At 71.7% G+C, this 19,644-nt stretch carries 18 protein-coding genes; 12 read left to right on the forward strand and 6 right to left on the reverse strand.

The features are described from left to right. Nucleotides 1–29: 29 nt before the first annotated feature. The 3 genes from JYJ93_RS08795 (at nucleotide 30) to JYJ93_RS08805 (ending at nucleotide 3,121) form a co-directional block, all read left to right on the forward strand. On the forward strand, nucleotides 30–1,646 hold the full coding sequence (locus JYJ93_RS08795) for a bifunctional metallophosphatase/5'-nucleotidase (protein ID WP_206787928.1): 1,617 nt from the start codon (nucleotides 30–32) through the stop codon (nucleotides 1,644–1,646). Nucleotides 1,647–1,682: 36 nt separating this feature from the next. Beyond that, on the forward strand, nucleotides 1,683–2,144 hold the full coding sequence (locus JYJ93_RS08800) for a DsrE family protein (protein ID WP_206787931.1): 462 nt from the start codon (nucleotides 1,683–1,685) through the stop codon (nucleotides 2,142–2,144). Nucleotides 2,145–2,311: 167 nt separating this feature from the next. Then, on the forward strand, nucleotides 2,312–3,121 hold the full coding sequence (locus JYJ93_RS08805; RefSeq protein WP_206787932.1) for a sigma-70 family RNA polymerase sigma factor: 810 nt from the start codon (nucleotides 2,312–2,314) through the stop codon (nucleotides 3,119–3,121). Here the strand turns inward: JYJ93_RS08805 and JYJ93_RS08810 are convergent. Continuing rightward, entirely contained in the window at nucleotides 3,108–4,187 is a 1,080-nt protein-coding gene (locus tag JYJ93_RS08810; protein WP_206787934.1) for an aminomethyltransferase family protein, read from the reverse strand. The two genes, JYJ93_RS08805 and JYJ93_RS08810, sit on opposite strands and share 14 nt — an antisense overlap. 38 nt (nucleotides 4,188–4,225) lie before the next feature. Here JYJ93_RS08810 and JYJ93_RS08815 point away from each other — a divergent pair, with 38 nt between their 5' ends. From JYJ93_RS08815 to JYJ93_RS08825, 3 genes are read left to right on the forward strand one after another with little or no spacing between them, the layout of a single operon-like run. Further along, nucleotides 4,226–4,552, forward strand: coding sequence for a cupin domain-containing protein (locus JYJ93_RS08815; protein WP_014399741.1), 327 nt, complete (start codon nucleotides 4,226–4,228; stop codon nucleotides 4,550–4,552). Next, nucleotides 4,549–5,952 carry a vitamin K epoxide reductase family protein gene (locus JYJ93_RS08820; RefSeq protein ID WP_206787936.1) on the forward strand — a complete coding sequence of 468 codons (1,404 nt, stop codon included), beginning with the start codon at nucleotides 4,549–4,551 and terminating at the stop codon, nucleotides 5,950–5,952. Before JYJ93_RS08815 ends, JYJ93_RS08820 begins: the two co-directional genes overlap by 4 nt. A gap of 23 nt (nucleotides 5,953–5,975) precedes the next feature. After that, complete coding sequence (locus JYJ93_RS08825; protein WP_206787938.1) at nucleotides 5,976–6,353, forward strand: translation initiation factor; 378 nt, start codon at nucleotides 5,976–5,978, stop codon at nucleotides 6,351–6,353. A 65-nt stretch (nucleotides 6,354–6,418) separates the two neighbouring features. Here JYJ93_RS08825 and JYJ93_RS08830 read toward each other — a convergent pair whose 3' ends face one another. Then, nucleotides 6,419–7,426: an isocitrate/isopropylmalate dehydrogenase family protein gene (locus tag JYJ93_RS08830; RefSeq protein WP_206787940.1), complete on the reverse strand. Its 1,008-nt coding sequence runs from the start codon at nucleotides 7,424–7,426 to the stop codon at nucleotides 6,419–6,421. 367 nt (nucleotides 7,427–7,793) lie between these two features. On the opposite strand from JYJ93_RS08830, the gene JYJ93_RS08835 reads away from it, so the two are divergent. After that, nucleotides 7,794–9,977, forward strand: coding sequence for a hypothetical protein (locus JYJ93_RS08835; protein ID WP_242543736.1), 2,184 nt, complete (start codon nucleotides 7,794–7,796; stop codon nucleotides 9,975–9,977). A 95-nt stretch (nucleotides 9,978–10,072) separates the two neighbouring features. Next, nucleotides 10,073–11,989, forward strand: a complete 1,917-nt coding sequence (locus JYJ93_RS08840) for a HEAT repeat domain-containing protein (protein WP_206787944.1) — start codon at nucleotides 10,073–10,075, stop codon at nucleotides 11,987–11,989. Between the two features lie 2 nt (nucleotides 11,990–11,991). Here JYJ93_RS08840 and JYJ93_RS08845 read toward each other — a convergent pair whose 3' ends face one another. Beyond that, a complete protein-coding gene (locus JYJ93_RS08845) occupies nucleotides 11,992–12,774 on the reverse strand; it encodes a DUF2270 domain-containing protein (protein WP_206787946.1) in 783 nt (260 codons plus the stop codon). Between the two features lie 174 nt (nucleotides 12,775–12,948). Here JYJ93_RS08845 and JYJ93_RS08850 point away from each other — a divergent pair, with 174 nt between their 5' ends. Both JYJ93_RS08850 and JYJ93_RS08855 read left to right on the forward strand, forming a co-directional pair. Further along, nucleotides 12,949–14,994 carry a hybrid sensor histidine kinase/response regulator gene (locus tag JYJ93_RS08850; protein WP_206800204.1) on the forward strand — a complete coding sequence of 682 codons (2,046 nt, stop codon included), beginning with the start codon at nucleotides 12,949–12,951 and terminating at the stop codon, nucleotides 14,992–14,994. Between the two features lie 30 nt (nucleotides 14,995–15,024). Continuing rightward, nucleotides 15,025–16,281: a tetratricopeptide repeat protein gene (locus tag JYJ93_RS08855; protein ID WP_206787948.1), complete on the forward strand. Its 1,257-nt coding sequence runs from the start codon at nucleotides 15,025–15,027 to the stop codon at nucleotides 16,279–16,281. A 1-nt stretch (nucleotide 16,282) separates the two neighbouring features. Here the strand turns inward: JYJ93_RS08855 and JYJ93_RS08860 are convergent, their stop codons facing one another. Together JYJ93_RS08860 and JYJ93_RS08865 are read right to left on the reverse strand one after the other, a co-directional pair. Next, nucleotides 16,283–16,792, reverse strand: coding sequence for an O-acetyl-ADP-ribose deacetylase (locus JYJ93_RS08860; RefSeq protein WP_206787949.1), 510 nt, complete (start codon nucleotides 16,790–16,792; stop codon nucleotides 16,283–16,285). Further along, a complete protein-coding gene (locus tag JYJ93_RS08865) occupies nucleotides 16,789–17,406 on the reverse strand; it encodes a DUF4230 domain-containing protein (RefSeq protein ID WP_206787951.1) in 618 nt (205 codons plus the stop codon). Before JYJ93_RS08865 ends, JYJ93_RS08860 begins: the two co-directional genes overlap by 4 nt. Nucleotides 17,407–17,501: 95 nt before the next feature. On the opposite strand from JYJ93_RS08865, the gene JYJ93_RS08870 reads away from it, so the two are divergent. Then, complete coding sequence (locus JYJ93_RS08870) at nucleotides 17,502–18,104, forward strand: 2OG-Fe(II) oxygenase (RefSeq protein WP_206787953.1); 603 nt, start codon at nucleotides 17,502–17,504, stop codon at nucleotides 18,102–18,104. 25 nt (nucleotides 18,105–18,129) lie between these two features. Here JYJ93_RS08870 and JYJ93_RS08875 read toward each other — a convergent pair whose 3' ends face one another. Further along, the gene (locus tag JYJ93_RS08875; protein ID WP_206787956.1) at nucleotides 18,130–18,672 is read right to left on the reverse strand and encodes a hypothetical protein; all 543 of its coding nucleotides are present in this window, start codon (nucleotides 18,670–18,672) and stop codon (nucleotides 18,130–18,132) included. Between the two features lie 256 nt (nucleotides 18,673–18,928). On the opposite strand from JYJ93_RS08875, the gene JYJ93_RS08880 reads away from it, so the two are divergent. After that, on the forward strand, nucleotides 18,929–19,633 hold the full coding sequence (locus tag JYJ93_RS08880; RefSeq protein WP_206787957.1) for a hypothetical protein: 705 nt from the start codon (nucleotides 18,929–18,931) through the stop codon (nucleotides 19,631–19,633). The last annotated feature ends 11 nt before the right edge of the window (nucleotides 19,634–19,644 follow it).

Genomic DNA, 19,644 nt, shown 5'->3' on the forward strand with positions numbered 1-19,644 from the left:
CCTGTCCCTCTCCCTCAAGGTGCTTCACGATGATGCGTCTCCTCTCCCTGCTCGGCGCGCTGTTCGCGCTGGGCGGTCTGGGCCCCGGCTGTACCCTGACGCGTCCGGGCTCCATCTCCCTGCCGGCCGCCCGCGTTCCCGCGACCCAGCGCAAGCAGCTCACCGTCCTCTACGTGGCGGACCTGCACGCGCAGCTGCGCGCCCATCCCGAGCTGTTCTGGCGTGAAGGGAAGGAGCGCATCGAAGAGGCCGGCGGCTTCGCCCGCGTGGCCGCCGCCATCCAGCGGATCCGCGCCGAGCGCGGCGGTGACGTGCTGGTGCTCGATGCCGGTGACACGATCCAGGGCTCCGGCGCGGCGGCGCTCACCGAGGGCGGTGCCCTCATCGAGCCGCTCAACGCGCTCGGGTTGGACGCCGCGGTGCCTGGAAACTGGGAGGTGGTGTACGGCCCCCAGGTGCTGCGCCAGCGCGCCCGCGAGCTGAAGCATCCGCTCGTCGCCGCCAACCTGCGCGACGCGGCGAGCGGCGAGCGCCTCTTCCCTCCGTACTTCGTGAAGGAGGTGGGCGGGGTGAAGGTGGCTGTCATTGGCTTCACGGACCCGGACGTCCCGCGCCGCCAGCCTCCTGGCTACAGCCAGGGTCTGCGCTACGACGGCCCGGAGGAACTGCCGGCGCTCGTGCGCGAGGTGCGCGAGCGTGAAGGCGCCCAGGTGGTGCTGCTGATGACGCACGTGGGGCTCGCCAAGGCGGTGGGGCTCGCTGGCAAGGTGCCCGGTGTGGACGCCCACCTGTCGGGGGACACGCACGAGCGCACCTACGCGCCGATCGCGCAGGCCGGGAGCTGGGTGGTGGAGCCCGGTGCCTTCGGCTCCTTCCTCGGGCGGCTGGACCTGTGGGTGGAGGAGGGCAGGGTGGTGGACCGCCGCTGGGAGCTCATCGAGCTGACCGCCTCGCGCTTCCCCGAGGACCCGAAGGTGGCCCGGCTGGTGGACGCCGCCCTCGCTCCGCACGAGGCGAAGCTGGCCGCGCCGGTGGGCCACACCGACGTCACGCTCGCGCGCTACGCGGTGGTGGAGAACCCGCTCGACAACGTGCTGGCCGACGCCATCCGCATCGCGGGAGGGACGGAGATAGGCCTCTCCAACGGCTTCCGCTTCGGCACGCCGCTGCTGCCCGGGCCGGTGCGCGAGGCGGACCTGTGGAACCTCTTCCCCATCGTCAACAAGCTGAAGACGGGCAAGGTGAGTGGCCGTCAGCTTCGTGCCTTCTGGGAGCAGGAGCTGGAGAACGTCTTCGCGAAGGATCCGGAGAAGCGCTTCGGTGGGTGGCTGCCGCGCCCGTCGGGGATGACGCTGCGCTTCCGCGCCGACGCACCCAAGGGGCAGCGCCTCCTCGCCCTCGAAGTCGGCGGCAAGCCGGTGGAGGACGCGCGCCTCTACACCGTGACTGCCTGCGAGCGTGAGGGCGATGCCTCCGACATGGTGTGCCGGATTCCCGGCGTCCAGGAGCCGCACGTCCTGGACATCGATGCGCACGAGGCGGTGCGCCGTTTCCTCGCCGGCAGTCCGCGTCTGGACGACGCGCTGCAAGGGCGCGCCGTGGGCGAGGACCTCCCACCCGTGCTGCGCACACAGCAGGTGCAGTGAGCCTCTTTTCAGCCAACCCGAAGCGGAGCTCCTCGAATGAATCGCAACCTGCTGCTCGTCCTCGCCGCGCTCGTCATCATTCCTCTCGCCGCCATCGCCGCGGCGCCGTCCCAGTCCCCCGGGAAGAAGGCGCCCGCGCACCAGGGCAAGCTCGTCTTCGTGTCCACCACGGGCCTGGAGGACATCGGCACGCTCTCCAGTTCCTTCCGGCACGCGAAGACGGCCAAGGAGTCCGGCTACCTGTCGGACGTGGTGTGGCTGAGCTACGGCCGCGCGGTGGTGGCGTTGGATCCGACGGTCAAGGCCGTTCCGCAGGCGGTCCGCGAGGAGGCCCAGGCCGCGAAGGCCGCGGGCGTCCGGCTGGTGGCCTGCGGCAACGCGCTCGCGAAGTTCGGCATCGACCCGAAGAAGCTCCAGCCGGAGGCGGAGGTGGTGGACAACGGCGTGGCGGAGCTTTCGCGCCTGGTGGCCGAGGGCTATCAGGTCATCCGCTACTAGCGCGCCTCATCCGTCCCATCGGAATCCCTCGCACCCATGAGGGTCGTTCAGCACCGGCGCCAGGTTCCGGCTATGCATGCTCATGAGGATGGCCAGGAAGGCATCCTCACGGCCGAGCGGTCTCCGCCTCGGGCGTGATGGGGACCTGTGGAGGAGGCGACCGGGTGATGTCGACGCGAACCGATGAGCAGCTGATGGAGGCCGCGCGCGCTGGCGATGACAAGGCGCTGGATGAGATCCTCGCCCGCCACGAGAAGCAGGTGTACCGCTTTGGCCTGCGCATGTGCGGCTCGGAGGAGGACGCGAAGGAGGTGCTCCAGGAGACGCTGCTCGCGGCCTTCCGGGGCATCCACGTGTTCCGGGGCGACGCGGAGCTGTCCACGTGGCTGTATCAGGTGGCCCGCACGCACTGCCTCCGCCTGCGCCGCAAGCGCGTCGGAGCGCCCGAGGAGTTCCAGCCGCTCGACTCCCCCGCCGCCACCCATGTCGCCGCGGAGGAGGCCACCCCGGACATGGCCTCCCATGCGCGGCAGATGGGAGAGGTGTTGCAGGCGGCCATCCTCGCGCTGCCGGAGGCCCATCGGGAGGTGCTCATCCTCCGGGACGTGGAGGGGCTCTCCGCGGAGGAGGCGGCGAAGGTGGTGGGCATCGAGGTGCGGGCGCTCAAGAGCCGGCTGCACCGCGCGCGGCTCCAACTGCGCGAACACCTCTCCACGCTGATGGGGGAGGGCGCCGGGGAGCAGGCCCCGGCGTGCCCGGAGCTGGCCCAGGAGCTCACCGAGTTCGCCGCGCGGGAGGTGGACCAGGCCACCTGCGTGCGCCTGGAGGACCACCTGTCGCGCTGCCCGCGCTGCGCCGCCGCGTGCGACTCGCTCAAGCGCACGGTGTCCCTGTGCCGGCGCATCCCGGGGGACGAGGTGCCCGCGCCCGTGCGCGCGGCCGTGCGCCAGGCGCTGTCCCAGGCTACGAGGCCGTGAAGGGCAGGGCGGCCACCGTGACGGTGCCCGCGCCTTCGCCACCCAGCGTCAGCTCCGTGCCCGGCTCCAGCGAATCGCGGTGCACGTAGCCCAGCGCCACCCGCTGGCCCTTCACCGGGGACGTCACCACGCTCGTGACCCAACCCACCTTCTTCTCCCCCCGGCGCAGCTCCGTGCCGGGCGCCACGTCCTTCTCACCCAGCAGCAGCCCCGCCAGCTTGCGGTTCATCTGCCCGCGGAAGGTGGCCCGGGCGATGACCTCCTGCCCGATGTAGCAACCTTTATTGTAGGAGATGGCGTGGGTGAGGTTCGCCTCCAGGGGGATGGTGGTGTCCACCATGTCCTGCCCGTAGCGCGGCACCCCCGCCTCCACCCGGACGAGCTCCAGCGCGTCGAACCCGAGCGGCTTCAGCCCGTGCGCCCCGCCCGCCTGGACCAGCGCCTCCCACACCGCCTCCAGCCCCGCGCGCGGCACCAACACGTCCACCCCGGACAGCCCGCCCGGCAGCGCCGTCCCCAGGAGCCACACCTCCTGGCCGGCGAGCGTGGCCTTGCGGCTGGACAGGGGCGCCGGGAGCTCCGAGGGGCCGCCCGGGACGGCGGCCAGCACCTGGGCCGTCCGGGGGCCGAGCAGCTTGAGCCAGGCCAGCTCCGGGGTGCCGTCGTGTAGCTCCGCGTCCTCGGAGATGAGGTATTTGTCCAGGAACTCCCGCACCTTGGCGCCCAGGCCGGGCTCCAGGTCCAGCAGCAGGTCGTCCTCCCGCTTGAGGATGCGAGCGTCTCCCACCATGGCGCCCTTCACCGTGAGGAAGGCGGCATAGGCGGCCGAGCCCACCGGGAGGTTCTTCACCTCCTGGGTGACCATGCCGTGGAGGAAGGAGGCGCGATCCTCCCCCGTTATCCGGAGGATTTCGCGGTAGGACGCATCGTGCAGTGCCACGGCGTCGCGCGCCGCGCCATACTCCGCGCCCACGTCTCCATACCCGGCCACGACTTCACGGCCGCCCACCGGAATGAAGCGGGCACCCACCCGCTCGTGAACAAAATGCAGCGTCAGCGGTTCCATGCCCGTCGCTATATAGAGGCGCAGGAGCGGATGCCACGATGGATGTGAAGCAGCTTTCGGCCTTCCAGGGCTTCTCCTTGGAGAAGCTCCAGAAGCACACCGTCTTCCAGTCGGGTCGTTTCTTCCTCGACGTCTACTGCCTGGCCCCGGGCCAGGCGCAGAAACCCCACCGGCATGCCACGTCCGACAAGGTGTACCTCGTGCTGGAGGGGAGCTGCCGCTTCCGCATCGGCGACGAGGAAGCGGCGCATGGCCCCGGTTCCACCCTCTTCGCCCCCGCGGGCACCGAACACGGCGTCGTCAATGACGGCCCGGACAACGCCCGCCTCCTCGTCCTGATGACCCCGCCTCCGGAGCACGCATGAGCAAGAAGGCCCCGACCCCGGCCGCCCCCGTCCCCACCCGTGGCGCACTCGCGCTGCTGGTGCTGGGCCTCCTCACCAGTGCGCTCGCCGTCTATCAATGGATGGAGCTGCTCACGCTGCGCGCCGGTGGCGCCACCAGCTGCGGCATCAACGAGCACGTCAACTGCGAGACCGTCTGGAACTCGGACTTCGCCAGCGCCGTGCACGACACCCTGGGCATCCCCATCGCGGGCCTGGGGCTCGTGTGGGGCCTGTCCGCCGTGGGGCTCGCCGCGCTGTACCTTGCGTGGGCGAAGGCGGGCCGCTCGGTGCGTCCGGCGGCCAGCGGCCTGCGCCTGCTGGCGGTCGCGGGCGTCATCTCCGTCGCCGTCTTCGCCAGCGTCAGCGCGAGCGTGGGCGTGGTGTGCCCCACGTGCCTGGGCACCTACGTGCTGGTGCTCGCGTTCGCGGGCGTGGCCTGGCGCGGCCTGCCCGGACCCCTCATGCCCCAGGCGGGCGAGTGGGGCGACACGCTCATGTGGACGATGGGCATCTCCGCCGTCGCCTTCGTGGCCATGCTGATGCCCGGCCGGGCCACGCCGCACGCGCAGAAGGCCGGTGACTTCCTGAAGCCGGTGGCCTCCACGCAGACGCAGACGTCGGACAGCTCCAGCAGCACTCCGCCCCCGCCCGCGCCGCCCTCCACGCTGCCGGAGTTCATCGCCAGCCTGGATCCGCAGCAGCGCCAGTTCCTGTCGGACGCGCTCGCGGTGTACCGCTCGGCCACGCCGAAGCTCGCGGCCTATCCGCCGCGCGCCCTCTTCGGCCCGCCGGACGCGCCGGTGAAGGTGCTGGAGTGGACGGACAGCAAGTGCCCCCACTGCAAGGCGCTGGTGGAGGAGCTGGCCCTCATCAAGCAGCACGCGCCCCAGGGCATGCTGTCCGTGGAGGCCCGGCAGTTCCCGCTGGATGGCCAGTGCAACCCGGCCATCCCCAACCGCGGTCCGGACGCGCTCAGCGTGCGCTGCGCCGCGGCCCGCGCCACGGTGTGCCTGGAGGGCGCCAAGGACTTCTGGACACTGCGCGAGAAGCTCTTCGCCGCGCAGGCCTTCCTGGACACGGACAAGGTGATGGAGATCGCCAGCTCCGGCTCCGTGGCGCGCCCGCAGCTGGAGGGGTGCATGTCGGCGCCGGAGACCATCGGGAAGCTGCGCCAGGACGTCGAGTACGCCATGCGCTTCAACATCCAGGGCACGCCGCTGGTGCTGGTGAACGGCCGTGAGGTGCCCCCGTCCGCGCCGCTCATCTACGCGCTGGTGCTGGCGAGCGGAAACCCGGACGCCCCCGGCTTCAGCGCCCTGCCGCCGCCGCGCTCGCGGGGCACCGGCTCCCCCGGCCACGAGGGCCACGCCCACCCGTAAGGGAACAGGAGCGCGAAGAAGCCATGGGCAAGCGCGACAAGAAGGACGAGGCCCCGCCGCCGGGGCCCTTCAACAACCCCTTCGCCGCCCTGTCCGCGCAGCGGGAGGCGCTGCCCGTGGGGCCGCCTCCGCCCGCGCCTCGCGAGAAGCCCGAGCCCAAGGGCCCCGCGCGCGCCGTGGTGCGCATGGAGCGCAAGGGCCGGGGCGGCAAGGAGGTGACGGTGGTGGAGCAACTGGGGCTGCCCGCCGCCCAGCTGGACACCTGGCTCAAGGCGCTCAAGAACGGCCTGGGCTGCGGGGGCGTGGTGGAGGAGGACGCGCTGGTGTTGCAGGGCGACCAGCGCGAACGGCTCCCAGCGCTCCTGGAAGCGCGGGGCGTGCGCAAGGTCACCGTCGGCTGAAGAAGCACGAAGGGGGCGGAGGAGGAATCCTCCCGCCCCCTTGGCTTTTGAAGCGGTGAAGCGGACTACAGCGCGGCGATGATGGCGTCGGTGAACTCGCGCGTGGTGGCGCTGCCGCCCAGGTCGCCGGTGCGCACCTTGGACTCGCCGCCGTAGACCTTCTGGATGGCGTTGGCCATGCGCTGGGACGCCTCACGCAGGTCCAGCCACTCCAGCATCATCACCGCGGACATCATCAGCGCGGTGGGGTTCGCGATGCCCTTGCCCGCGATGTCCGGGGCGGTGCCGTGCACGGCCTCGAAGACGGCGGTGCGCTCGCCGATGTTGGCGCCCGGCACCATGCCCAGGCCGCCCACCAGGCCCGCGCACAAGTCGCTGACGATGTCGCCGTAGAGGTTCTCCAGCACCATCACGTCGAAGCGGGTCGGGTCCTTCACCAGTTGCATGCAGAGGTTGTCGACGATGACCTCGTCGTAGGCGACCTCCGGGAACTCGCGGCTGACCTTGCGGCAGCAGTCCAGGAAGAGGCCGTCCGACAGCTTCATGATGTTCGCCTTGTGGATGGCGGACACCTTCTTGCGGCCGTTCTTCTTGGCGTACTCGAAGGCGAAGCGCGCGATGCGCGTGGACGCCTTCTCCGTGATGACCTTGATGGCCTCCACGACGCCCGGCACCACGATGTGCTCCAGGCCCGCGTAGAGGTCCTCGGTGTTCTCACGCACGACCACCAGGTCGACGTTCTCGTAGCGCGTCTTGACGTTGGGGACGCTCTTCACCGGGCGCAGGGACGAGTACAGGTCCAGCCGCTTGCGCAGGCCCACGTTCGCGGAGGGCAGACCGCCGCCCACGACGGTGCCGGTGGGGCCCTTGAGCGCCACGCCGCTGCGCAGCACCGCCTCCACCGTCTCGTGGGGCAGGTTGGTGCCGAACTTGGCCACCACCTCCGTGCCCGCGTCCTTGAACTCGAAATCCAGGGGGACCTTGAGGGCTTCCAGGACGCGAATGGTGGCCGCCGAAACCTCGGGACCGATGCCGTCGCCGTTGATGACCGTCACAGTGCGCGTGTTCGCCATGGGGGCGGTTCACACCACAAATCCGGGAGGGCCGGAAGGGCGAAAGCAGCCGGGATTCACCCCTGGGCATGGCCCCCATCAGCCCGGGTGGTCCGTCCGGCCGCCCGGCAGGGGGACGGGGGGCCCCGCCGGGGGTGGCCCCGGCCGCGGCCCGCGCGGGTGTGTCGAACGTGTATCGGGCCAGGGGCCTGGGATGTCTGTCGTTGCTCCGCGGACAACGGCGGTCCCTGTCCATTGTGGCCTGCGCGTCCTCACGGCTCGAGCCGCTCCCTCTGGGGCGCGGGGGAAAAAGCCCCGGCACGCCTCGTGCTCATGGGCCGCGGTGTCCGGGCCGTGCTGGCCCGTGCGCACCCCGATGAGGCTGTCCATGAGCTTGCGCAGAACCCCCGTCCGGCTGCCGCGCCCCGTGCGCTGGGCCATGCTGTCCACCCTGTCGCTGGCGGCGCCCCAGGCGCTGGCGGCCACCTGCCCCCAGCCCACGCTGACCGAGTGCTCCAACGTGGACTACCGCGCGTCCGCGTGCGGCCAGGAGAACGACGCCTTCTGCCAGGGCCTGATGGAGTCCGAGTGGAAGGCCCGCTACACGTCCGCGTCCAAGCGCACCGCGCTGCTGCCCGACACCATGGGCGGCGGCGTGGAGACGGTGGCGGTGCAGCCCAACGCCGTCCTCGACACGCTCTTCTCCGGTTCGGACGAGTCCATCGTGGGCCAGGTGCAGCGCGGCCAGGTGCTGGCGCGCAAGGACTACAAGAACCTCACCAAGGTGGAGGCGGCGTACAACAAGCAGCGCGGCGAGTGGGACGCCAACGGCGTGCTGGAGCGCTCGTGCCAGGAGTTCGTGCACGAGAAGCACTACGACTACAGCCGCTTCGAGCAGGACGCGGGCCGGTTCGGCGACGACTTCCGCGCGCAGTTCAACGCGGCCTACGGCTCCAGGGGCATCGCGGAGCGCACGCTGTTCAGCAAGGACGGGGTGAAGCAGGCGCCCATCTGGGACGGCAAGACGCGCGTGGAGAAGAACGCGTACTTCCGCTTCGTGCCGGGGCCGTACCCCAAGAACACCAAGGCCTACGAGTTCACCTCCGAGGCGGCCCGGAAGGCGAACAACGCCGAGGCCCGTCAGGCGGTGCTGCCCTCGGACGCGTGGCACCAGGTCATGAGCAAGTCGCTGAGCAAGGTCGCGGACGACGTGCTCAACGACTCGCAGCAGCGCCAGGAGGCCTTCTCCGCCCTGCTGGACCGGCGCAACGCCGCCTACGCCAGCTGGCAGCGCGAGTCGGAGATGCTGCGCAGCCGCGACTTCAGCACGGTGGATCTGGACGAGAAGACCGCCGAGCAGTTGTACGGCCTGGACAAGGCCCTGGAGGCGTCGCTGGAGAAGGCGGACGCCGAGGGCTGCCTCGTCACGGACAAGACGACGGCGTGTGACTGGAGCCCCCGCCGCTACAAGGCGATGGTGGACGCGGTCATGGTGCCCCGCCGCGAGGCGGACCTGCGCCAGTGCCTCACCGTCACCGGCAACGACTTCGGCGCGGAGAGCTTCATCCGCAACGCGGACCGGCTGAAGATCAAGGGCCTGGACCAGAAGGACTACACGCTCAACCCGACGCTGGTGGCCGCGTACACCCGCCTCCTGGCGGAGTACCTGGCGCAGCAGGCGGCGAACCAGCAGCCGCCCACGAACCCGGTCACCATGACCAAGCGCCAGGGGCAGGACTTCTCCGCGGGCGGCTACTCGGGTGACAACAACTTCGGCGGTGGCTATTCGCTGCGCGCGGGCTGGGAGCTGTCCACGCCCGGCTCCGCGTTCACCGGCAACTGGTGCGACACCAACGCCGCCATCTTCAGCGAGCTGGGGCTCTACGCGAACGTGTTCAGCCCGACGCGCACGGAGGTCGCCTACCTGAAGGGCCGCGCGTCCACGCAGCCCTCGGCCATCCGGGTGGAGCTGAGCGCGCGCGTGCTGGGCAACCCCGTCTTCACGTTCGACCAGTCCTACCCGGCGCGCTTCACCTTCGTGGAGCGCAAGCCCTTCGTGGACAAGGACGCGGCCAAGGGCAGCGCCACCTTCATGGTGTGGTTCATCCCCGTGACGGTGAGCGGCGGCCTGTCCGTGGAGGTGGGCATCGTCGCGTCGATGGGCGGCGCCCTGGGCCGTGACTGCACGCGCAACCTCATCACGCTGGACCTGCTGGGCAACATCGGGCCCTACGCGTCCGCCAACGGCTTCGTGTCGCTGGCCATCGGCATCCCGGGCCTCCAGATTGGCGTCCGCGGCACGCTGACCATCCTGCGCTTCGAGCTGCCGCTCCAGGGCCGCATCGGCGTCGCGCTGAGCTCGCCCACGCACCCGACGAACCCCAACACGCTGTTCCTGGGGCTGGGCACCAGTCTGAACTTCACGCTGCGCTCGCTGGATGGCCGGCTCTCCCTGTTCGCGGAGCTGGGCTTCCTGAAGGCGGAGTTCCCCATCGTGTCGTGGCCGGGCATCGGCACCAGCGCGCAGCTCTTCAACGACCAGCATTACCTGCCGCTCGCGCAGCTGTACTGAGCCGCGCGCGCTCTCGCAGGACCCCCGGGGCTGGCTTCCATGGCCCCGGGGGCGCGGTTCCCTCTTCCTTCGACTTCTTGCTTCCGGAGTGTTTCATGCGTCGCTCGACCCTCGTTCGTGGCGTGGCTGGCCTGGGTGCCCTGGTGTGCCTGGGGGCGCTGCCCTTCTGGCTGTCCGAGCCGTTCCCGTCCGCCGCGACGGTGCAGCCCGCCGAGTCCGCCCACCGGCTGCCGCTGTTCCGCTGGCGCGTGGGCGAGGCGCACACCTTCCACCTCGTCTGGGATGACCTGACGCGCGTGGCCCTGCCCATGCCGTCGCAGGACGCGAAGGCCCAGGAGCTGGAGGGCGTGCTGCACCTGGACGGCGAGCTGACGCTCCAGGCGCTGGAGACGCGCGCCACGGGCACCCGGCTGCGCCTGACGCTGCGTCGGCTGGCGCGGCACGAAGCCGTCCTCTCCGGACAGGCGCTCTTGCCCGACGCGGCGGCGTTGCAGGCCCACTTGCCGGACACCGCCAGCGCGTGGCTGGAGTTGGATGCGCGCGGCGCGCTCCAGGCGGTGCGCTTCTCCGAGGCGGAGCCTCCGCTGTTCCGCCAGTTCGCGCAGACGCTGTCGGCGGAGCTGTTCCCCTCCGAGCTGCGCGACGCGGCGTCCTGGACCACCACCGAGTCCACGCAGACGGGCGAAGTGGAGTCCACGTTCGCCTTCGAGCCGGGGGACACCTCGCGGCTGACGCGCCGCAGGTCGCGCTACCAGAGCCTGCGCGCGGCGGGCGCGGCGACGGTGGCGAAGCAGGAGCTGGGCTCGCTCACGACCTTCGACCGCGACGCGCAAGGGCACCTCGTCGCCATCAGCCAGGACGAGGTGCTGGACGCGCTGGGCACGGACGGGCGCGTGCTCGTGTCCAAGCGGCTGCGCCTGCGGCTGACGTACCAGTCGCGGGAGGTGCAGCCCCTGCCGTCGTCGGACGAGCAGAAGCTGGTGATTCGCACGCCGTCGCAGATTGCCTTCGAGCTGGATCCGGAGACGGCGGCGCTGCAAGGCCAGGCGGACGGGATGACGGTGGACGCGCTGCTGGAGACGCTGGAGGACGCCAGCGGCCCGGACGCCATCGCGGAGATGGACGTGTTCGCGCGGCGGGCCATCGCGGCGCTGACGCTGGAGCCGAAGCGCTGCCAGGAGCTGGCGCGCCTGTTCCTGAAGCCGGGCACGAAGCCCGCGATGCGCGAGCTGATGCTGGACCTGCTGGTGGGCGCGGGGCACGCGCAGGCGCAGGCCACGCTGCGCACGCTCCTCCAGTCGCCGGAGGCCCGGGAGCACGCGGGCGCGTACGTGATGATGGTGCAGCGCGCGGGGTTCCTGACGAAGCCGGAGCCGGAGACGGGCGTGATGATCAACGGCCTGCTGGAGCGCGCCCGGACGGAGCACGACGTCCCGGTGGAGCGGGCCACGTCCTACGCGCTGGGCGTCTGGTCGTCGCACCTGGACCCGCAGTCGGCGGAGGCGCGCGCGGCGGTGCGGACGCTGGAGACCGCGGTGGCCCAGGCCTCGGGGGACGAGGCGCGGGCGCACGCGCTGCGCGCGATGGGGGGCACGCGGGCGGAGCGGCTGATGGACGTGGTGCCGCCGCACCTGCGCGCGGAGTCTCCGGACGTGCGGGCCGCCGCGGCGGACGCGCTGCGCGCCGCCCCGCAGGAGCTGGCCACGCGGCTCTTGCTGGACGCGCTGGAGACGGAGAAGGACCGGGGCGTGCAGCGGGCGCTGCTGGACGCGCTGAACACGCGGTCGCTCGACGCGGGCGCGCTGGAGCACCTGCGCGCCTGGGTGGTGGCCGGAGGGTTGGCGCCCGGCGAGGAGCCCGCGCTGCTCGCGGTCGCGGCCCAGCACCTGGAGGGGGGCACGCCCGTGTTCCAGATGCTCCAGGCCATCGCGGTGCGGCCGGACTTGCAGGCCCCCACGCGCGCCCGGGTGATGGCGCTGATGGCGCAGGTGGGCGCGCAGCTGGGCGGCTAGGGTCAGTGCTCGAACGGGGCCGGCGGGCGCGGCGCGTTGGGGCGTCCGCCCGTCCGTGGGCGCTTGCGGCGCTGGATGGCGTAGGGCCGGTAGAAGGACTCCCACAGCGCGGCCCTGCGTCCTCGCGGCCGGGTGCGCAGCTCGCCCAGCGGCGCCCGGATGAAGAAGGACGCGGTGAAGAGGTACGCCGCCGCCACGGTGAGGAAGAGCAGCGCGCCCATCACCGCCGGCCCCGGGATCCAGGCCACGTGCGCCCGGTCCACGAACTCCCCGAAGTCGCGCGGGGGGCGCGGGTGGCTGTAGACCTTGAAGAACCAGGTCAGCAACAGGACGATGAGGATGGGCCCGTACGCGCGGTTGAGCCGCGTCGCGATGGCGGACAGCAGTGACAGCTGGAGCTGCGGCCGGGACATCTCCACCGCCAGCTCCCGCAGCGCATCCGGATCCACCGGCTCGCGCCGCAGCATCGGCGCCCACCAGCCGTCCTCCAGCAGGCGCACGCGGCGGTTCCACAGGTCGTAGTAGCGGTAGCGCCGGGCTTCGATGAGCAGGAAGGACACCACCATCCAGATGCCCACCAGAAACGTGACGTGCGAGCTCTCCGGCGAAGCGAAGCCGAAGGAGATGACCGCCGCCGTCGTGGTGAGCGCCCAGTTCGTCGTGGTGTCCAGTCGCGTGCGCCACGTGTCCGAACGGCTCAGCTCGCCACGGAAGAGCTGCGCCATGGCCTGCTGGGAGACCTCCGGCTGCTCCAGTTCGTTCTTCCTGTGCTCCTTCGCGCTCATCCGTGCCTGGAAAGGTGGGGACGACCGCTCGCCGCGGCCAGGGGGGGCGGGCAGGCGGGGGCTCGGGGCCCGCAATGGAGGCGTTCATGTGGAACGCCTGACATTGCCGCACCGCGCGGGGACGGGGGGCGGGTGGCTGGGCGCCCGGGGCGTGCGCATCGTGCGCCCTTGAGCGTGCCTTCTTCCCATGACGCCATCGCCGCGCTGTCGGGTCTGCTCTCGGACGAGGGCGAGCGCATCACGCGCTTGTGGTCCAAGCGCCTGCGCGCGGAGACGTACGAGGTGGAGGTCCCCGGCCGGGACCTGCGCGCGCCGCTGCGCCATCTGCTGGATGAGCTTGCCCGGCTGCTCGAGGACCGGGGCGAGGACGCCGTCCGGCTCTGGCCGGAGGTGGTGCGTTCGCACGGGTCCTTCCGGTACGACCAGAACTTCGAACCCGAGGACCTGACCCGCGAGTTCAAGTCGCTCCAGGAGGTGCTGCTCTACGTCTATTCACGCCGCAACGGAGGCGTCATCCACGCGGACGTGGCGGAGCTCGTCTCGGAGCTGGTGTGGGAGGCGGACGCGTCCGCGCAGGCCTCCTACGCGCGCGTGCTCAAGACGGAGGAGGTGCGCTTCCGCGAGGCGGCGGTGATGGAGTCGGTGCTCAATCACGTGGAGGTGGGCATCCTGCTGGCGGAGACGGACGGCATGGTGTCCTTCGCCTCGCCGCCGGTGAGCCGCCTGATGGGCGTGCCCATGCGCGCGGTGGTGGGCGCGCGCGCCACGGGCTCATTGGGCCCCGTGCTCACCCAGGTCAACGCGCGGCACCCCACGGGCGAGCCCTTCAAGGTGCAGGACATGCCCTTCCTGCGCGCGCTGCGCGAGAAGGCGCCGGTGCGTGGCGTGATGATGCAGGTGGAGCGCCCCGGCGGCGGGGACGCCACGCTGGAGATGAGCGCCACGCCGGTGTGGGAGGAGGACCAGGTCCTCGCGGGCGTCATCCAGACCTTCAGCGACCGCACGGAGGCCGCGGTGAAGACCAAGGCCCTGGAGAACGCGCACGGCGAGGTGCGCAGGCTCCAGGGACAGCTCCTGCGCCGCACCCGGCAGCAGGCGCTGGGGCAGTTGGCGAGCGGCGCCGCGCACGCGCTCAACAACTTCCTCAACGTGCTGCGCCTGCGCATCACGCTGCTGCAACGCGAATACAAGCCCGAGCACGTGGAAGCGCTGGACAAGACGGTGCGCAACATCGGCGAGCTGGTGGCGCGGCTGCAGGAGTTCAGCGTGCAGCGCACCGAGGAGCGCCTGGGCAACGTGCCGGTGGACCAGACGGTGCGCGAGGCGCTGGAACTGGCCCGGGGCGAGCTGGAGCAGCGTCAGCACCCGGTGCACACGGAGCTGGACCTGGGCTTCCCGTGGGGCGTGAAGGCGGACGCGGGCTTCTTCCGCGAACTCATCGTGAACCTGCTCCTGTCCGCGCGCGACCGCATGGAGGAGGGCGGCACGCTGGTGGTCCGCTCGCGCCCCTTCGGCGAGGACTGGCTGGACCTGCGCATCGAGGATGGGGGACGGCCCTACGCGCAGGATGAGCTGGCGGGCCTATTCGATCCGCTGCGCCGGGACCCGGGGGCGCCGCAGTTCTCGCTGTTCCTGGCGGTGGCGCGCACGCAGGTGCAGCGCTGGGGCGGAGAGCTGACGGTGGAGAACCGGCGCGACGGCTCGGGCGCGAGCTTCATCGTGCGGCTGCCGCGCTTCAGCGACGTCTCGGCCGGGGCGCCTGTGTCCGCCGAGCCGCCGTCCGCGCAGGCACCGGGACCCATGCCGCGCATGCCCGGGCGCGCGCGCCGCGTGCTGGTGGTGGACGACGACCTGGACAACGCGCGGATGATGGCGGAGGTGCTGGGCGAGGAGGGCTACGAGGTGCAGGTGGCGCACAGCCCGGACATCGCCCTGCGCGTCTGGGAGAAGCAGCCCTACGACGCCGCGCTGCTGGACGCGGTGATGCCGGAGATGACGGGCTGGGAGCTGGCGCGTGAGCTGCGGCGGATCTCTCCCCATGCGCTGCTGGCCATCGTCACCGGCATGGACGTGCGGGGCCAGAACCGCGCGAGCCTGGCGCAGGTGGATGCCGTCTTCCGAAAGCCCATCGACGTGGGCGCCCTGGACGACTTCCTCTCCCAGAGCCGGGGCGAGGAGGAGACGGCCGGGCCCGAGGACGCGCATGACGTCACGCATTGATGGCGAGGAAGTCCGCATTAGAGTCCGCGTGTGATTTCCCCGGTGGAACTGGAGCGCCTGCGCCGCAAGGTGGAGGCGGGTGAAGTGCTCAGCGGCGCGGAGCTGGAGGCGCTGCGTGACGAGGCCGCGCGCACGCCCGGGCCCACGCTGCGCCTCACCGTGGCGCATGCGCTGGTCAACGCGGACGCGGAGCGCGAAGCCCTGCCGTTGATGCAGGCCCTGCGGCGTGACTTCCCCAAGGACCTCCAGGTGCGCCTGGGGCTCGCGCGGGCGCTGCTGGGATTGGAGCGTCACCGGGAGGCGGAGGCCGAGCTGCGCGAAGCGCTGGTCCTGAACCCTGGCGATCCGGAGGCCCTCAAGGTGCTGGCCGTGCTCGCGCTGCGGCAGGGCGAGGGTGCACGCGCCCGCGCCTACGTGGCGGAGGCCGTGGAGCGGGATCCCTTCGACGCGGAGGCGAAGCTGCTGCGCGCGGAGCTGGAGGCCGCGGACCTGCCTCCGCCGCCCGCGCCCGAGGAGCAGGTGTTGCGTCCAGAGTTCACCGCCGCGCTCACCGCCGCGTTGGGCCGCGCGGGCGTGGCCTTCCGGCGTCAGGGCCGCGACTTGCTGGTGAAGCTGGCCTCGGGCGGCGTGGGCCGCGTGGACGTGGGCTCGCTGTATGCCGCGTATCAGGAGGCGCCGGGCCCGCAGGGGCTCACCGCGCACGTGGAGGCGCTGGCGTCGAGGCTGGGCGGGTTGTCCTCGGGAGTGGGGCCCACGGGGGTCTCCCTGGACGCGCTGCGCCCGGTGCTGCGGCCCCAGGGCTTCGTGGCGGGGACCCAGGGCGCGCTGTTCCGTCCATGGCCCGGGGGACTGGAGGTCTTCTATGTGCTGGAGGACGCGGAGTTCGTGCGCTACCTGCCGGCCTCCGCGCTGAAGGAGGCGGGGCTCACGCTCGAAGCGGTGGACGCGGCGGCGTGGCACAACCTGGAGCTCAGGCCCGCGGACGTGCGGCCCGTCGTCATCGACCAGAGTGAGGTGCGGCTGGCGGAGGCGTTCTCCGGCATCTGGGCGGTGGCGGGCGGCGACGGGCATGACGGCGCACGGCTGCTCACGAAGGCCCAGCGCCGCAGGCTGGAGGCCGCCACGGGAGGAGGCCCGCTGCGCGTGAGCCTGGGCCGGCGCGAGGTGGCGCTCCTGTGCCGCGACTCGGACGGTGAATCGGTGCGGAGGCTCGCCGCGCTGGGGCACGCGCCGGACGGGGTTCCCGGGTCGTTCGTCCTGGAGGGGGATGCGCTGCGGAGCACGTGACCTACGCGTTCAGCGCCCGCTGATACACCTTCAGGTCCTGCTCGCTGAAGAGGACCACGGTGACGCGCTCCAGCTCCGGCCGCCGCGCCAGGGCCGCGCGAATCTCCCGCAGCGCGATGGGCGCGGCCCGTTCGATGGGAAAGCCATAGGCGCCGGTGGAGATGGCGGGGAACGCCACCGTGCGCAGCCCGTGCTGCTCCATCAGCGCGAACGTGCTCCGGTAGCACGAGGCCAACAGCGCGTCCTCGTCGCGGTCCCCGCCCCACCATGAGGGGCCCACGGCGTGGATGACGTGGGCCGCGGGCAGCCGGTAGCCCTTCGTGATGCGCGCCTCGCCCGTGGGACAGCGGCCCACCGTGCGGCACTCCGCGAGCAGTTCCGGTCCCGCCGCGCGGTGGATGGCACCGTCCACGCCGCCGCCACCCGACAGGCCGGAGTTCGCCGCGTTCACGATCGCGTCCGCCGCGATGCGCGTGATGTCTCCTTGAATCAACTCCAGACGTTCCGTCATCCCGCGCTCCCCACCGGCAAGGTCTCCACGAACCGCACCTCGCGGAAGCCTAGCGTGAGCAGCAGGCCCCGCAGCGAGCGCTCCGCGGACTGACGCGCCTTCTCCTGGAGGCGCCGGTCCTGCCGCACCTCTTTTTCAAACGCCAGCCGCGCCTTCTCCAACAGCTGCGCCGTCTGCGCGCTGTCCAGGTTGGAGTCGATGATCTCCGTCTCCCCGGGCCGCAAGGCCACCGTGACCTGGAGCGGCGGCAGGAGCACATCCACGCGCGTGCCCACCGCGCGCAGGTGGCTCGCGTCGAAGCGCTGGAAGTCGAACCCCATGTGCGCGTCCGCGAACACGATGGCGCGGCCGTGCGGGTTCTGGAGCGTGTAGCTGGCCCAGAGCAGCACGTCCTTCCACAGCGCGTCCGTGGCCTGCGGCTCCGGCGAGAACGTGACCTTCTTGTAGAGGGACACGTCCAGCGTCTCCAGCCGGGCCACCTCCCGCATCTGCTCCACGACCGCCGCCGTGTCCGGCAGCCGGGGAGACGTGGGGCGTAGCAGCACCCAGGCCCCCAGCGCGCCGAGCGCGACCGCGGCGACGAGGGAGAGGGCTCGCGTGACGTTCTTCGCCATGGGGGAAAGTCTACCCGCTTCCGGAACGGGGGCGTCCTGGTGCAGCGTGTCGGACGCGGGCTTCCGGACAGGGACTCGCGAAGGAGTCACGCAGGATGGAGCTGACGGACGTGGAGGCGGAGGCCCTGGGTTCCCGGGGATACTTCGTTCGGGACGCCTTCCTTGGCGAGGCGCGAGCGCTGGCGGCAAGGGCCGCGGCGCTCGCGCGAGTAAAGGCCGGGATGCTGAAGCCCGCGGGCATCCGGCGCGGCGCCGGCCGCACGTTGGATGCGTCCGTGCGTGGCGACCACATCGAGTGGGTGCTGCCCGGCGCCGCCCCCGACCTCGAAGCCCTGTGGCACCACTTCCAGTCGCTGGGAGAGGCCGTGTCCGTGGGCGCCTACCTGGGGCTGGGACGCTTTGATTTGCAGCTCGCCTGCTACCCCGGCGGCGGTGCGCACTACGCCCGCCACCGCGACGCGTTCCCCGGCCAGTTCAACCGCCGGCTCACCGCCATCTGGTACGCGAACGCGGATTGGAAGCCGGAGCACGGCGGCATGCTGCGCCTCTTCCCGGAGGACACCGGCGCCCCGGTGGAGGTGGCGCCGGTGCTGGACCGCCTGGTGGTGTTCCTCAGCGAGCGGCTGGAGCACGAGGTGCTGCCCGCCCACGCCACCCGCCTGGCCCTCACCGCGTGGTTCTACGGGCGGGGCACCTGAGGGCCACAACGCGCCTCCACGCTCTCTATCCCGCGTCGTACACGCCCGCGTCGTACACGCCCGCGTCGTACACGCCCGCGTCGTAGGACGGACCGGGGCCCGCGTCGTAGCCCGCGTCCCAGTCCGGGCCGGTGCCCTCCAGCGTGCCGATGATGTAGATGTCGCCCGTCCCCCCGCCCGGGCAGTTCCGCTGATTGCGCATCAACTGGAGCTGCGCGTACGCCACGGAGCCGGAGGACACGTCCACGAACGTGGTGCCGGCGTACACCTCCAGCCCCGCCTGGTTGTAGGCCCTCACGTCCACCCTGCGCCCGGCCCCGGAGGGGATGTTGCTCAGGTATCCCTCGATGTAGCCATTCCCCACGTAGAGGGATTGGGGATACGAGGGCGGGAGGTCCGGCGCGCTCACGGTCGCCTCGGCCGAGGTGACGCCGCACGCGTCACCCGCCAGCGAGATGCGCATCTTCACGGACTCCGTGCCCCCGAGGTCCTCGGGCCCGGCGCCGCAGGCCGCGACCATCAGCGCGCAGCCCGTTCCCAGCACGAATCCCCATCCGGTTCGCTTCATGTCGTCCCTCTCCCTGGTGGCGCGTCGTTCGCGCGCCCTTGAGACACGCACCCCATCCGGGTTGGGACATCCCCCGTGACGAAAGTGCGGGACGGCAACGGCGCGGAGAGGAAAAGGGGCCAAGCCTGCCTGCTCCACGGCCTGCCCGGACGCGGACCGATTCCAGGGGGAACGGCGGCGTCCGTGGCCCCTGTCGCGTGACGGGAGCGTGTCTACGTTCTTCCCCAGTCATCTTCTTGGACGGGGGATTGAGAGCATGTTCCAGAACAGGACGAAGCGTCATTGGGTGATGGGACTGGCGTTGGGGGCGACCGTGGCGTTCAGCGCCGGGTGCAGCAGCTCCAAGGCCGCGCGCGTGGACGACGCGATGCTGGCGCGCGTCCCCGAGGACCAGTTGGGCGAGGTACGTGACGCGCAGATGGCCCGCACCAAGGCCGCCGACAACGTGACGCGCGCCGAGGTGGCGGTGCGTGACGCCGAGCGCGCCGCGGAAGTGGCCCGCCGCAACAACGACGCCGCCAAGAGCCGCATGGAGGCGGAGAAGGCCGCGGTGAAGGCCGCCGAGGCCACCGGTCAGCGGGACGCCATCGCGCAGGCGCAATCCAGGCTCCTGGGCGCCGAGGCGGGACGCGCCGCCGCGGACGCCGAGGTGGCCTGGCACGACCGCAAGACGGACACCGCCAAGGCGGAGAAGGACCTGCGCGACGCCGAGCTGAGGGTGGCGGAGTCCGAGCTCAGCCTGGCCGAGTACCAGGCGCTGGAGAAGAGCGGGGATGTGCGCGCCAAGAACCTGTCCGAGGCGAACTTCATGTCCGTCGTCGCTCGGACCAAGGGCGAGGTGGAGGACGCCCGGCGCCGCGTGGACGAGCAGAAGCGCGTGGAGCAGGACGCCCGCGCCCAGTGGCAGCGGCTGCGCTCGAACGCCCCGCAGGGCTACGGCGGCAGCGGCGACGCGGACTGACGGTCCGGCGT

The organism is Corallococcus sp. NCSPR001, assembly GCF_017309135.1.
Taxonomy (GTDB): Bacteria; Myxococcota; Myxococcia; order Myxococcales; family Myxococcaceae; genus Corallococcus.

Coding starts and splice junctions, on each gene's coding strand:
- JYJ93_RS08795 (WP_206787928.1), top strand. CDS start 30: ATGATGCGTCTCCTCTCCCTGCTCGGCGCGCTGTTCGCGCTGGGCGGT.
- JYJ93_RS08800 (WP_206787931.1), top strand. CDS start 1,683: ATGAATCGCAACCTGCTGCTCGTCCTCGCCGCGCTCGTCATCATTCCT.
- JYJ93_RS08805 (WP_206787932.1), top strand. CDS start 2,312: ATGTCGACGCGAACCGATGAGCAGCTGATGGAGGCCGCGCGCGCTGGC.
- JYJ93_RS08810 (WP_206787934.1), bottom strand. CDS start 4,187: ATGGAACCGCTGACGCTGCATTTTGTTCACGAGCGGGTGGGTGCCCGC.
- JYJ93_RS08815 (WP_014399741.1), top strand. CDS start 4,226: ATGGATGTGAAGCAGCTTTCGGCCTTCCAGGGCTTCTCCTTGGAGAAG.
- JYJ93_RS08820 (WP_206787936.1), top strand. CDS start 4,549: ATGAGCAAGAAGGCCCCGACCCCGGCCGCCCCCGTCCCCACCCGTGGC.
- JYJ93_RS08825 (WP_206787938.1), top strand. CDS start 5,976: ATGGGCAAGCGCGACAAGAAGGACGAGGCCCCGCCGCCGGGGCCCTTC.
- JYJ93_RS08830 (WP_206787940.1), bottom strand. CDS start 7,426: ATGGCGAACACGCGCACTGTGACGGTCATCAACGGCGACGGCATCGGT.
- JYJ93_RS08835 (WP_242543736.1), top strand. CDS start 7,794: ATGAGCTTGCGCAGAACCCCCGTCCGGCTGCCGCGCCCCGTGCGCTGG.
- JYJ93_RS08840 (WP_206787944.1), top strand. CDS start 10,073: ATGCGTCGCTCGACCCTCGTTCGTGGCGTGGCTGGCCTGGGTGCCCTG.
- JYJ93_RS08845 (WP_206787946.1), bottom strand. CDS start 12,774: ATGAGCGCGAAGGAGCACAGGAAGAACGAACTGGAGCAGCCGGAGGTC.
- JYJ93_RS08860 (WP_206787949.1), bottom strand. CDS start 16,792: ATGACGGAACGTCTGGAGTTGATTCAAGGAGACATCACGCGCATCGCG.
- JYJ93_RS08865 (WP_206787951.1), bottom strand. CDS start 17,406: ATGGCGAAGAACGTCACGCGAGCCCTCTCCCTCGTCGCCGCGGTCGCG.
- JYJ93_RS08870 (WP_206787953.1), top strand. CDS start 17,502: ATGGAGCTGACGGACGTGGAGGCGGAGGCCCTGGGTTCCCGGGGATAC.
- JYJ93_RS08875 (WP_206787956.1), bottom strand. CDS start 18,672: ATGAAGCGAACCGGATGGGGATTCGTGCTGGGAACGGGCTGCGCGCTG.
- JYJ93_RS08880 (WP_206787957.1), top strand. CDS start 18,929: ATGTTCCAGAACAGGACGAAGCGTCATTGGGTGATGGGACTGGCGTTG.